Source organism: Embleya australiensis (assembly GCF_051903075.1).
Taxonomy (GTDB): domain Bacteria; phylum Actinomycetota; class Actinomycetes; order Streptomycetales; family Streptomycetaceae; genus Embleya.
This window is the reverse complement of sequence record NZ_CP182423.1, coordinates 2,431,680-2,442,430: the sequence shown is the minus strand read 5'-3', so window position 1 is coordinate 2,442,430 and position 10,751 is coordinate 2,431,680. Positions and strand designations below refer to the sequence as shown.

The 10,751-nt window shown below is 72.3% G+C and carries 11 protein-coding genes; 4 read left to right on the top strand and 7 right to left on the bottom strand.

The window, feature by feature from the left end:
- Window positions 1–3: 3 nt before the first annotated feature.
- Complete coding sequence (locus tag ACMXN5_RS40990; protein ID WP_395796192.1) at window positions 4–528, bottom strand: cupin domain-containing protein; 525 nt, start codon at window positions 526–528, stop codon at window positions 4–6.
- Window positions 529–754: 226 nt separating this feature from the next.
- Between ACMXN5_RS40990 and ACMXN5_RS40985 the strand changes: the two genes are divergently transcribed.
- Window positions 755–1,378 carry a dihydrofolate reductase family protein gene (locus ACMXN5_RS40985; RefSeq protein ID WP_439679971.1) on the top strand — a complete coding sequence of 208 codons (624 nt, stop codon included), beginning with the start codon at window positions 755–757 and terminating at the stop codon, window positions 1,376–1,378.
- 308 nt (window positions 1,379–1,686) lie between these two features.
- On the opposite strand, the gene ACMXN5_RS40980 is transcribed toward ACMXN5_RS40985, so the two are convergent.
- The 3 genes from ACMXN5_RS40980 to ACMXN5_RS40970 all read right to left on the bottom strand — a co-directional run bounded on the left by ACMXN5_RS40980 (window position 1,687) and on the right by ACMXN5_RS40970 (window position 4,837).
- On the bottom strand, window positions 1,687–2,031 hold the full coding sequence (locus ACMXN5_RS40980) for a VOC family protein (protein WP_395796190.1): 345 nt from the start codon (window positions 2,029–2,031) through the stop codon (window positions 1,687–1,689).
- 213 nt (window positions 2,032–2,244) lie between these two features.
- Window positions 2,245–3,606, bottom strand: coding sequence for a glutaminase A (glsA, locus tag ACMXN5_RS40975; RefSeq protein ID WP_439679970.1), 1,362 nt, complete (start codon window positions 3,604–3,606; stop codon window positions 2,245–2,247).
- Between the two features lie 295 nt (window positions 3,607–3,901).
- Complete coding sequence (locus tag ACMXN5_RS40970; RefSeq protein ID WP_439679969.1) at window positions 3,902–4,837, bottom strand: LysR family transcriptional regulator; 936 nt, start codon at window positions 4,835–4,837, stop codon at window positions 3,902–3,904.
- A 245-nt stretch (window positions 4,838–5,082) separates the two neighbouring features.
- On the opposite strand from ACMXN5_RS40970, the gene ACMXN5_RS40965 reads away from it, so the two are divergent.
- The 3 genes from ACMXN5_RS40965 to ACMXN5_RS40955 all read left to right on the top strand — a co-directional run bounded on the left by ACMXN5_RS40965 (window position 5,083) and on the right by ACMXN5_RS40955 (window position 7,923).
- Window positions 5,083–6,456 carry an MFS transporter gene (locus ACMXN5_RS40965; protein WP_439679968.1) on the top strand — a complete coding sequence of 458 codons (1,374 nt, stop codon included), beginning with the start codon at window positions 5,083–5,085 and terminating at the stop codon, window positions 6,454–6,456.
- 103 nt (window positions 6,457–6,559) lie between these two features.
- Window positions 6,560–6,961, top strand: a complete 402-nt coding sequence (locus ACMXN5_RS40960; RefSeq protein WP_439679967.1) for a DUF3224 domain-containing protein — start codon at window positions 6,560–6,562, stop codon at window positions 6,959–6,961.
- 152 nt (window positions 6,962–7,113) lie between these two features.
- Complete coding sequence (locus ACMXN5_RS40955) at window positions 7,114–7,923, top strand: sugar phosphate isomerase/epimerase family protein (RefSeq protein WP_439679966.1); 810 nt, start codon at window positions 7,114–7,116, stop codon at window positions 7,921–7,923.
- 118 nt (window positions 7,924–8,041) lie between these two features.
- Here the strand turns inward: ACMXN5_RS40955 and ACMXN5_RS40950 are convergent, their stop codons facing one another.
- The 3 genes from ACMXN5_RS40950 to ACMXN5_RS40940 all read right to left on the bottom strand — a co-directional run bounded on the left by ACMXN5_RS40950 (window position 8,042) and on the right by ACMXN5_RS40940 (window position 10,655).
- Window positions 8,042–8,293, bottom strand: a complete 252-nt coding sequence (locus ACMXN5_RS40950) for a hypothetical protein (RefSeq protein WP_439679965.1) — start codon at window positions 8,291–8,293, stop codon at window positions 8,042–8,044.
- Window positions 8,294–8,517: 224 nt separating this feature from the next.
- Window positions 8,518–9,423 (bottom strand): alpha/beta fold hydrolase, encoded by a 906-nt coding sequence (locus ACMXN5_RS40945; protein WP_439679964.1) that lies wholly within the window; start codon window positions 9,421–9,423, stop codon window positions 8,518–8,520.
- A gap of 20 nt (window positions 9,424–9,443) precedes the next feature.
- Window positions 9,444–10,655: an MFS transporter gene (locus tag ACMXN5_RS40940; RefSeq protein ID WP_439679963.1), complete on the bottom strand. Its 1,212-nt coding sequence runs from the start codon at window positions 10,653–10,655 to the stop codon at window positions 9,444–9,446.
- Between the last annotated feature and the right edge of the window lie 96 nt (window positions 10,656–10,751).

Below are 10,751 nucleotides of genomic sequence, written 5' to 3'. Positions count from 1 at the left end.
CGCCTACGCGCCGAGGTCGACCCAGTGGTTGTCGTGGCGGAGGAAGAACCGGGCGCGTTCCTTGTCGGTGAGGTGTTCCAGCTCGGGGATGCCCTCGAAGTAGGCCTCCCGGGGCGCCCCCGGGGCGAACTGGAGCAGCATCGAGGCCGGCTCGCCGGATTCGTTCCGGAACGCGTGCAGGCCGCCGACCGGGACGTACAGGAAGTCCCCGGCCCTGGCGTCGCGCCAGTCCCGGCCGTCGAACAGCCGGATTGTGCCGGAGAGCACGAAGAACGACTCGGAGATGGTCCGGTGGAAGTGGGTGCCGGGGCCGCTGGGCACCGCGTGCATGTCGACCCGGTACAGGCCGTACTCGCCGTCGGTGGAGTCGGTGGTGGCCAGGTAGTGGTAGGTCGCACCGGCGGTGATCAGCTCGGGCGGGTGCTCGGCCGGGCGGAACCGGGCGTTGACCTCGCCGGAGTCGCCGCGGTAGCGGGTCTCGGGGTAGCCGAGGCTCTGCGGATCGTCGGGGACGTCGGGGAAGGACATCGCGGGCTCCTCATCGGACGTGTCGCGTTTGGTGGCGGTGCGTGTGGTGGTGACGTGTGACGTGTGTGGTCGTGACGCATGCGGGTGGATCGGGGCGGGAATCGTCGGGGATCGATCGAAGGACCGCTCCCGGACCGATGAGTTTCCGGTGGACGCGCGGTCGAAGCATGTGTCGGCTCGAAAACCACGCGACCACGACGGCGACACCGCGACGAAGGGCAGCGCCATGAAAATCACCCTCGCCACCTTCCTCACCATCGACGGGGTCTACCAGGCCCCGGGCGGTCCGGAGGAGGACCCCGGAGGCGGCTTCGAACACGGCGGCTGGTCGGCGCCGTACGGGGACGACGACTTCGGCCGGTTCATGGTCGGGGTGATCGGCCGTGCGGAGGCGTTCCTGCTCGGACGGCGGACGTACGACATCTTCGCGTCCTATTGGCCCGCGATCACCGACCCGGCCGACCCGATCGCCGGGCCGCTGAACACGCTGCCCAAGTACGTACCCACCAACACCCTCACGTCGGCCGATTGGCACAACACCCGGCTGCTGCACGGCGACCTGGCGGAGGAGGTCGGCGCGCTCCGGAAGCAGGACGGCGGCGAACTCCAGATCCACGGCAGCGGCGCGCTCGCCGGGTCGCTGCTGCGGCTCGGCCTCATCGACACGATGCACCTGCTGACGTTCCCGATCGCCCTCGGCACGGGCAAGCGCCTGTTCGAGCCGGGTGTACTGCCGGCCGCGTTCGCGCTCACCGGCTCGGAGGTCACCGGGAAGGGCGTGGTGATCACGTCCTACGAGCGCCGGGGCGCACCCACCTACGGCAGCTACGAACGTCCCGAGCAGGGGTAGAGCCGCAGGCCCGAGCGGGGTGGCCGCAGGCCCGAGCCGGGATGGCCGCAGGCCCGGGAGCGCAGCCGAGAGCCCGGGAGCGCACACGCCGACGGCGCGTCCGAGACCCACGGGGGGTGTCGGCCGCGCCGTCGGCGGTTTTTCGCGGGGCGGGGACCCCGCGATCGTGGGGCCGGGGCCCGGCCTGGGGAGACCGGCTCGGGCACCCTGCCCGCGCGGGCCCGGGAGTCCGGTCTCGGGAGTCATGGCCGGGGTTCGGCGTACCCCGGCCGAGACTCGCGAGTCCCCGGGCCCACGACGCTCGGGACTCAGGCCTCCTGGATGAGACCGATCGGGTTGTCGTCGGCGTCCTTGAGTACGGCGGTGCGCTTGCCGCCGCCGACGTCCTTGACCTCGTGGACGGGCTGCGCGCCGCCCTCGACCAGCGACGCGAAGGTCGCGTCGATGTCCGCGACGTGCCAGTAGGAGATCGGGCCGTGCTCCCACTTGGCGTGGCCGTGCGGGTCCAGGCCGATGTCCTGGCCGTCGAGGTGATAGCCGACGTAGTACGACTCGTCCATCACCGGGTCGACGCCGAGGATCCGGCTGTACAACTCCTTGGCCTTGGCGAGATCCCGCACGGGGTAGATCACCGTCTTGATGCCTGTGGTCATGCTGCGCTCCTCGGGAGGGCCGGCCGGCGTCCGGGTTCGGGGTCCGGGTGCGGGTCGGCGTCGGGGCTTTCGCCTTTGTGGGTGCGGGTCCGTTGTCGGTCCGTCGAGGAGGTGACCCGCGCGGACGGAGGAGTGTGACCGGTCCGGTGAAGATTTTCCGAGGTGGGGTACGGGGCGGCGTGGGGGTGGGCGGCCGGGTGCGCGGGGTCGTGGCTATCCGGCCGGCTCGATCGTCGTCGCCAACAGCCGGTCCTCTCCCCACGCGACGGCCTCCTCCCGGTTGGCGAACGCCGTCCACGGCGCCGGTCCGTCGCCGATCGGGTCGAGCAGCGGTTCCCGGGCGGCGATGGCGATCTCGTGGCCGGCGGCGACCAGGTCGGCCAGCACGGCACCGAGCATCGCGGCCGAGCCGAGCGCGATCCGGGTGACCCGGTCCAGGTCGAGCACGATCCACCCGGGCGGGCTCGGCTCGGACTGGCGCAGCGCGTGCAGCAGGTGCTCCGTCTCGGTGAACTCCAACGCCCCCTGCGCCCGGATGACCACGACACGATGCCCCTCGCGGTCGAGAACCGCCCGCTGCGCGGGTGTCCGGGCCCGGTAGGAGGGGTGTTCGAGCGCGGTGGTGACCTCGGTGACGGTGGCGATGTGCCGACCGGGCTGGTGCATCAGGTGCAGCGCGAAACGTTCGGACAACTCGGTCAGCGCGACCACACCGCGCACGGGGTTGCCGGCCCGGTCCAGCGGCGGGCTGTGTACCGCGATGCCGAACCGCGCCGGACTGCACGCGATCAGGCCGCCGGACACCCCGCTCTTGGCGGGCAGTCCCACCCGCAGCAGCCATTCGCCCGCGCTGTCGTACATCCCGCAGGTCGCCATCACCGCCAACGTCCTCACCGCCACCGGCTCGGCGATCACCCGGTCGCCGGTGACGGGGTTGACGCCGCCGTTGGCCAACGTGGCCGCCATCACCGCCAGGTCGGCCACCCGGACCCGGATCGAGCATTGGCGGAAGTAGGTGCGTACGGTCTCGTCCACGTCGCCGGCCAACGAACCCGCGCCGCGCATCAGGTAGGCCAGCGCCCGGTTGCGGTCTCCGGTCGCCGCCTCGGAGCGGTAGACGTCCTCGTCGACGTCCAGGGATCGGCCCGCGAAGGCGGACAGGCAGGCGCGGATACGTTCGAAGCGGTCCCGCGCGTCGGCCGCCGGAACCAGCGAGGTGGTGACGATCGCGCCCGCGTTGACCATCGGGTTCGCCGGTCGGCCGGTGCCCGGCTCCAGGCTGATCGCGTTGAACGCCTCGCCGCTGGGCTCGGCGCCGACCCGGCGGGCCACCTCGGCCGGGCCGAGTTCGGATACGGCGAGCGCGTAGACGAAGGGCTTGGACACCGACTGGATGCTGAACAGGTCGTCGGTGTCGCCGGCGTGGTAGCGGTTGCCGGACATGCTGACCAGCGCGAGGCCGAAGGTACGGGGGTCGGCGGAGGCCAACTGTGGGATGTAGTCGGCGACTTCGCCGTCGGCGAGCGAACTCAGCCGGTCGTGCAGCTCGGCCAGGGAGGTGGTCACCGGGTCCATGGGGACCACCCTTCGGCTGTGTGGGCGCAGCGGGGTCCGGCATCGTCCTGCTCCCGTCCGTCGACCGGCCGGGCCGGCGAGCGGGTGTGGGCCGATGCGGTGTCGTCACGTAGCGTGATGGTCGGTCTTCGAGCGTAGTCGGCACAGGGTGGACATGCCCGTCGGCGGGGCGCGGGGTTGGGCCGGTTGTGGGGCCGGCTGTGCAGCCGGTTGTGTGGCTTGCCGTGGGGCCGGCTGTGCAGCCGGTTGTGTGGCTTGCCGTGGGGCCGGCTGTGGGGCGGGCTGTGGGGCCGGCTCAGCCCTGTGGCGATCCCGTCCGGATCGGCGCGCCGGCCTCGGCGCGCTCGCCGGGTGCCGCCGCCGCGTACAGCACCTCGCGCAGTCCGGGAAGTGTCTCGCGGTCCGGGCGCCAGACCAGGCGCAGGGTGAGGTCGGGGGTGTCCAGCGGAAGCCTGACCAGGGTGCCGGCGGCGAGTTGGTCGGCGACCGCGAAGTGCGGCAACAGTGCGACGCCCAGCCCCTGTTCGGCCCAGGCCCGGGTGACCGCGACACCGCCGGCCCTGACCCGCTCCACCTCGGCACCGAGCAACCGATCGCCGGCCAGCCGGAACGAGCAGGCCGACGCCCCGTTGACCAGCAGCCGCTCCTTGCGCAGGTCGGCGTCGGTGATCCGGTCCCGGTCACCCAGCGCATGCCCCGGGGCGGCGACCAGCGCCAGCCCGACGGGTTCCAGGTCGACGAACGCCAGTACGGCCGGCGGTGGTTCGAACCCCAGCTCGCCGAGCCAGGTGCCGGCGTCCAGGAGCAGCGCCACGTCCAGCCGACCGGCCACCACGGCGGCCAGGAGTTCGCTCCGATCGCTGTCCGAGACCACCTGGACCCGCAGATCGGGTCGGCGGGCGGCGAGCCGGCCGAGCACCGAGGGCACGTGCGTCGCGGCGATGCTCTCCAACGCCCCCAGTCGCAGCAGCGGCGCCGCTGCGGCCACCTCGCGGCGGGCCTGTTCGGCCTGGTCGAGCAGCCGGTGCGCCCACTCCCGCATGCGCTCCCCGGCGGCGGTCGGCGTCATGCCCCGGGGGCCTCGGTCGAACAGGAGTACGCCCATGGACTTCTCCAGCACCCGGATCTGCTCGGAGACCGACGACGGCGCGATGTCGAGCGCGTTGGCGGCCGCGGTGACCGTACCGAACCGGGCGACCGCCTCGAAGGTGCGGAGCTGGCGAAGTTCCATGGCCGGGCAACCTCCTTCGAGCATTCGGATATTCCGAACGGAGCATACGGGCGGGCCGGTCGAGTCGAGGGCTGCGGTCGACGGACAGTGGTGCAGCGCGATCCTCGGGCTCTTCCGGGTGGCCCCCGGGCCTGTTCCGGGTCGTTCCCGGGCCTCCTTCGGGCCTCTTTTGGGCCTGCTTTGGGCCTGCTTTGGGCCTCTTTTCGGTCGCTCCCCCACTGCCGCTCCACCTTCGGAGACTCTCGATGACACTCCTCGATCCACCCGTCGCAACCGCACCCACCATCACCTCGAGGTCGCGCACCCGGGCCCTGATCGGCATCTCGCTCGGCTACTTCATGGTGTTGCTCGACATGACCGTGCTGTCCGTGGCCGAGCCGGATCTGGCCCGGTCGCTGGGCGGTTCGGTGGCAGGGCTGCAGTGGACGGTGTCCGGGTACACGGTCGTCTTCGGCGCCCTGCTCCTGACCGCGGGGGCGGTGGCCGACCGGTTCGGCGCGCACCGGGCGTTCCGGGTCGGCATCGTCGGGTTCGGCGTCGGTTCGCTGCTGAGCGCGGCGGCGCCGAACCTGTGGACGCTGGTGGCGCTGCGCGGGCTGCTCGGGGTGGCCGCGGCCGCCTGCGTACCGGCGTCGATGGCGATGATCACCCGGCTGTTCCCAGTCCCCGCCGAGCGGGCCGGGGCGGTGTCGGTGTGGGCGGCGCTCAGCGGCGCGGCCCTCGCCGTCGGCCCGCTCGCCGGCGGCCTGCTCGTGGACGCGTACAGCTGGCGCGCCATCTTCCTGGTCAACGTCCCGATCGCCGCCCTCACCCTGGCGCTGACCGCCGGCCGCGCGGTGCGGTGCCCCCGGGGCGAGCGGCCGATCGACTGGGCCTCCCAGTTCGTCGTGTGCGTGGCGCTGGGCCTGGCCACCGACGCGCTGATCGCGGCCGGGTCGGGGTCCGGGACGCACGCGGCCGGCTCGGGGGCGGCGGCGGTGCTCGCCGCGCTGCTGTTCGTCCGGGCCGAACGGCGCAGCCCGCACCCGGTGTTGCCGGCCGCCGTGTTGCGCTCGCGCGCCACGAGGTCGGCGCTGCTCGCCGGGGCGGCGGTCAACTTCGCGATGACGGGGCTGCTGTTCGTCCTGCCGCTGCTGTTCCGGCAGAACCTGCACATGTCGCCGATGCGGACGGGGGTGGCGTTCCTGCCGATGACGCTGCCGTTCGCGGTGAACCCGCTGCTCACCGGGCGGATCGTGGCGCGGTCCGGGCCGCGGGCCCCGATGCTGGCCGGGCTGGGGCTGCTGACCTCGGGCTGCGTGGTGTTCGCCGTCGCGGTGCTTACCGGCTTCGGGTATCCGGTGCTGGCGATCGGGCTGGTGTGTACCGGCTTCGGGGTTTCCTTCGCGCTGCCCGCCCTGGTCGGCACGGTGATCGCCACGGCACCGGAGGGCACGGCCGGCGCGGCCGGCGGCCTGCTCAACGCGGTCCGCCAGATCGGTGCCACGGTCGGGGTCGCGGCGATGGGCGCGTTCATCGGCGTCGACGGCGCGACGGGCACCCACGATCTGGCCTGGGCCCTGCTGCTGCCGGCGGCGCTGTGCGCGGTGATGACGGTGGTGGTGGGACGGCGGGTCTGACACGCGGGCGCCGGGCCATACGCGGATGTCGGCGCCGTATGCAAAGCTGCGTGCGACCAGCGGGGCACGGGATCCTCATCCCCCCAGAAACGAGGACTGCGCAATGGACATGGGCACGACCGCCACCGGGACATTCGACCTCACCTCCTTCCAACCGGAGGCGATCGACGAGGCCCCGGGGGCCGCACTCGGCCGGGTCACCATCACCAAGGTGTTCACCGGCGACCTGGCCGGCGAGAGCACGGTGCACATGTCGTCGGTCATGGACGTCGAAGGCGCCCCCGCCGCCTATGTCGCGGTGGAACGCTTCACCGGCGAACTGACGGGCCGCAAGGGCTCCTTCGTCTTCCTGCACTGCGCACCGGGGACCGCGGGCGAGGAACTGACGATCCGGGTGGTCGCGGGTACCGGGACGGACGAACTCGCCGGGATCACCGGCTCGCTGGACATCACACGAACCGAGGACGGCGGTCACACGTACGTCCTGGAGTACACACTCGGCTGACATCCCGCTCCGGGGTCGGACACGGGGGCACCTCGATGCCGGGCCGGTGTCGCCTTGACCCGGGGGCGACGGCGACCTACGCTCCGAAACGGAAACGGGAAAGCGCTTTCCATTCGACCGTGCCGCCCGCGGGGCGAAAGATTCGAGGACACGTGAGCACACCCGAGCAGCCGAGGTGGGCCTTCAGCACCCTCGGTGCCCCCGGCCGGCCGGTGCACGAACACCTCGTCCGCGCGCTTCGACACGGCTGCACCGGCCTCGAACTCCGGGTCCACCAGGACGAGTTCGTACACGTGGACCTGCCCCCGGCCGAGCGCCGGGCCATCCGCGCCCGGATCACCGACGCCGGCCTGGCCGTACCGTGCCTGGCCGGCTACGCGGGCATCTGCGCACCCACCCCCGACCCGGTCGTCCTGTCCGCCATCGACCGCCTCCTCGACCTGGCCTACGACCTGGGCGCATCGGCCGTCCGCATCTTCCCCGGCGGTACCGGCGACGGCGACACCGAACGCGCCCAACGCAGGCTGGCCGCCCTCCTCCCCGACGCCCGCGCCCGCGGCGTCACCATGCTCATCGAAACCCACGACTCCCACCCCACGGGCGCAGCCGTCGCGACCCTGATCCGCCCCTTCACCGGCGCGGTCGGCGCAATCTGGGACGCCCTGCACCCCTGGCGCCACGGCGAACAACCCCCCGAAACCGCCGAAGCCCTCGCGGGCTTCCTGCGTTACGTCCAAATCAAGGACGCGGCCTCAACGATCGACACCACCCCGGTCCCCCTGGGCACCGGAGCAGTACCACTGACCACCATCGGCACCACCCTGCAAGCCCAGGCCTGGCAAGGCTGGATCTCCCTCGAATGGGAAAAAGCCTGGTACCCGGAAATCCCCACCCTCGACGAGGTCCTCCCAGCCGCAGCCCAATGGGTGAACACATACTCCCGAACACGACCGAGCAAATAACTATCGTGCGGTTGCTCGGCCATGCCGGTGGCGCGGTTGCCGCGGGCGGTGTCGCGAGGCTTGTAGTCGGGTCGCCCACGGTGCGGGGGCTTGCCCTGGAACCTGTCCAGGAGGGTATTCACGTAGCCGCCGACCCTGGCCGGTGCGCGAAGGGGGACCGGGCCTCGGGAGAGAGTGGTCCGGGATTCCGCTCGGCGTGATCGGGCAGTCGATCCGTCTCGGCGCGGTCCGCCGGGAGCGACGCGCCACGTGACTGCTGCTGCACCGCGAACACGACCAGCTCAGGCGGTGGTTGCTCCTCGACGGACAGGATGTTCGCGCGGAGATCGACCGCGGCGCCGCCCGAACCGGCGTCGTCGGTACGAGCCATGGCCCGATCCACGAGAAAGCACGTCACAGCAGCTCCCACTCGGTCGTACTCGCGAGGTTCCGCAACGCCGCGAGGTGGCGCGCCAGATGCGGTCTGTGGTCCGTGAGTGGTGCCGTGACCGGTGCCAGGATCCCCCGGGCACGCCCTGACGCGACGCGGCGCCGCATCCGGCCGAGTGGCCAGGTGCGGCGCCGCGTGTGCGAGTGCGTGCGTGGGCGTGGCGGTCAGGTGACGTTGCGGCCGAGGAAGTCGCGGATCAGCGCCGCGATTTCCGGGGTGTGGGTGGCGAGTGCGAAGTGCCCGGCGTCGAGCAGGTGGATCTCCGCGTCGGGCAGGTCGCGGACGAACGCGCGGGCCCCGTCCGGGCCGAAGATCTCGTCGCCCGCGCCCCACGCGACCAGCGTCGGCGGGCGGTGGGTGCGGAAGTACTCCTGGAAGGCCGGGTAGCCGTCCAGGTTGAACTGGTAGTCCCAGAACAGCTGTAGCTGGATCTCCTTGTTGCCGGGTCGATCCAGGTACGCCTGGTCCAGGACCCAGGCATCCGGCGCCACTCGGGCCAGGCGGTCCGCCGGGATGCCGTGTGTGTGCTGCCACTTGGTGGCCTCGGCGGTAAACAGCTCGCGCACCGCGGGCTCGTGCGTCTCGCGGTCCTTGGCGTGCGCGAACAGGATGTCCCAGAACGGGGTGAAGCCCTCCAGGTAGGCGTTCCCGCTCTGGCTGATCAGCGCGGTGACCCGCTCGGGGTGCGCGGCGGCGATCCGCAGGCCGATGGGGGCGCCGTAGTCCTGGATGTACAGCGCGAACCGGTCCAGGCCGAGGTGGTCGACGAGCTTGAGGGTGACCTCGGTCAACGTGTCGAAGCTGTACGGGAAGGCGTCCACGGCCGGCGCGTCCGACTGCCCGAAACCGATGTGGTCGGGGGCCACCAGGTGGTAGGTGTCGGCGAGTTCGCCGATCAGGTCGCGGTACATCGCGGAGCTGGACGGGAAGCCGTGCAGCAGGAGCAGCGTGGGGTTCGCCGGGTCGCCGGCCTCGCGGTAGAAGACGTTCAGTCCGTCGATCCGCACGGTGGCGTGGCGAATGGCGCGGTCGGCGGAGGCGGTGGGGGTGGGGGTGGCGATGGCGTTCATGGGGATCGTCCCTTTCAGGGTCACGAGGTGGATGCAGAGGATGCGAGAGCTGCGGTAGAGGCGGTGGTGCGCGCGGCGGTACGGGCCGCGCTCTCGGTGGTCGACGTCAGGACGGCGGCGAGCAGGCTGAGTCCGACGCCGGCCGCGAAGTAGGCGCGGTAGCCGCCGGTGGCGGCGTGTCCGGCGGCGGCCAGGGCGAGGCCGAGGCCGGCCGAGCCCTGGTGGACGATCCAGGCGGGAGCGAGCGTTCGGCCCAGGCGTGCCGGGTCGAGGCCGCGGGTGACGATCGCCATGGTCAGCGGGATCACCGTGAACGACGCGGCGCCGAACAGCACGGCGGCGACGACGAGCAGCCGCGGGTCGGGAGCGGCGGCCGCGAGCACGAGGGACGCGGCGCGCAGCAGGTGCATGACCGGCAACAGGCGTTCGGGCACGGTGTGACCGACGAGACGCGCCGTCACCGCGGACGACACCGCGGCAGCGGCGGCGGCCACCGCGACCAGACTGCCGCCGGCCGCGGCCGACCAGCCCAGTTCGACGGCGTGCTTGGGGAGCAGCAGGACCATCGCGTACAAGGTCGCGGCATGCAGCCCGAACGCGGCGAGGATGCGCCCACGGCCACGCAACGATTGCCGCTTCGGCAAACCCGGCCCGCCTCCCCCGGTAGCGAGGGAAGCCCCGGAAGCCCCGGAAGCCCCCGGCACGGCTGCCACCTGACGGTCCGTCGGGATGGCCGCCGCAAGCACCGCGGTGGCGGCCAGCCCCGCCGCACCGATCGCCACGTACGTACCGCGCGTCCCCAACGGCCCGAACAGCCCGGCCGCCGCCCACGGGACGACCAGTTGCCCGAGGTTGATGCCGATCGTGGCGCGGGCCAACGCCGGTGCCGCACGGTCGCCTTCGGCCCGGGCGATCAGGGTGCTGACGGCGAGGCTGGAGGACCCCGCGAAGCCGAGGCCGCCGAGCACCACGTACGCCGCCACGAACTGCCCGGCGCCGCGCGCCGCGCCGAGCGCCAGGTAGCTCGCCGACAGCAGCAGGAGCGCCGCGACGATCACCCGCTTCGCGCCGATCCGGTCGAGCAGGACGCCGACCAGCGGCTGGGCGGCGCCGGTGACCGCCGTGGACAGCGCCGCCGCGACCGCGAGGGTCCCGGCGCCGATGCCGTAGTCCTCCGCGACCGGTGCGAAGAACACCCCTGCGGAGAAGTTGAGACCGAACGACACGGTCATGGCCGCCAGTCCTGCCCCGGTACTGCCGATGCGCGGCACTACGGCCACCCCCTTGTTTCTAATGCCTACTTTGATGCCTAGACATTAGACAGCCGG

What these genes read in the sequence shown, in the direction of transcription:
- ACMXN5_RS40990 (WP_395796192.1), bottom strand. Translation starts at nt 528, where the DNA reads ATGTCCTTCCCCGACGTCCCCGACGATCCGCAGAGCCTCGGCTACCCC.
- ACMXN5_RS40985 (WP_439679971.1), top strand. Translation starts at nt 755, where the DNA reads ATGAAAATCACCCTCGCCACCTTCCTCACCATCGACGGGGTCTACCAG.
- ACMXN5_RS40980 (WP_395796190.1), bottom strand. Translation starts at nt 2,031, where the DNA reads ATGACCACAGGCATCAAGACGGTGATCTACCCCGTGCGGGATCTCGCC.
- glsA (WP_439679970.1), bottom strand. Translation starts at nt 3,606, where the DNA reads ATGGACCCGGTGACCACCTCCCTGGCCGAGCTGCACGACCGGCTGAGT.
- ACMXN5_RS40970 (WP_439679969.1), bottom strand. Translation starts at nt 4,837, where the DNA reads ATGGAACTTCGCCAGCTCCGCACCTTCGAGGCGGTCGCCCGGTTCGGT.
- ACMXN5_RS40965 (WP_439679968.1), top strand. Translation starts at nt 5,083, where the DNA reads ATGACACTCCTCGATCCACCCGTCGCAACCGCACCCACCATCACCTCG.
- ACMXN5_RS40960 (WP_439679967.1), top strand. Translation starts at nt 6,560, where the DNA reads ATGGACATGGGCACGACCGCCACCGGGACATTCGACCTCACCTCCTTC.
- ACMXN5_RS40950 (WP_439679965.1), bottom strand. Translation starts at nt 8,293, where the DNA reads ATGGCTCGTACCGACGACGCCGGTTCGGGCGGCGCCGCGGTCGATCTC.
- ACMXN5_RS40945 (WP_439679964.1), bottom strand. Translation starts at nt 9,423, where the DNA reads ATGAACGCCATCGCCACCCCCACCCCCACCGCCTCCGCCGACCGCGCC.
- ACMXN5_RS40940 (WP_439679963.1), bottom strand. Translation starts at nt 10,655, where the DNA reads ATGACCGTGTCGTTCGGTCTCAACTTCTCCGCAGGGGTGTTCTTCGCA.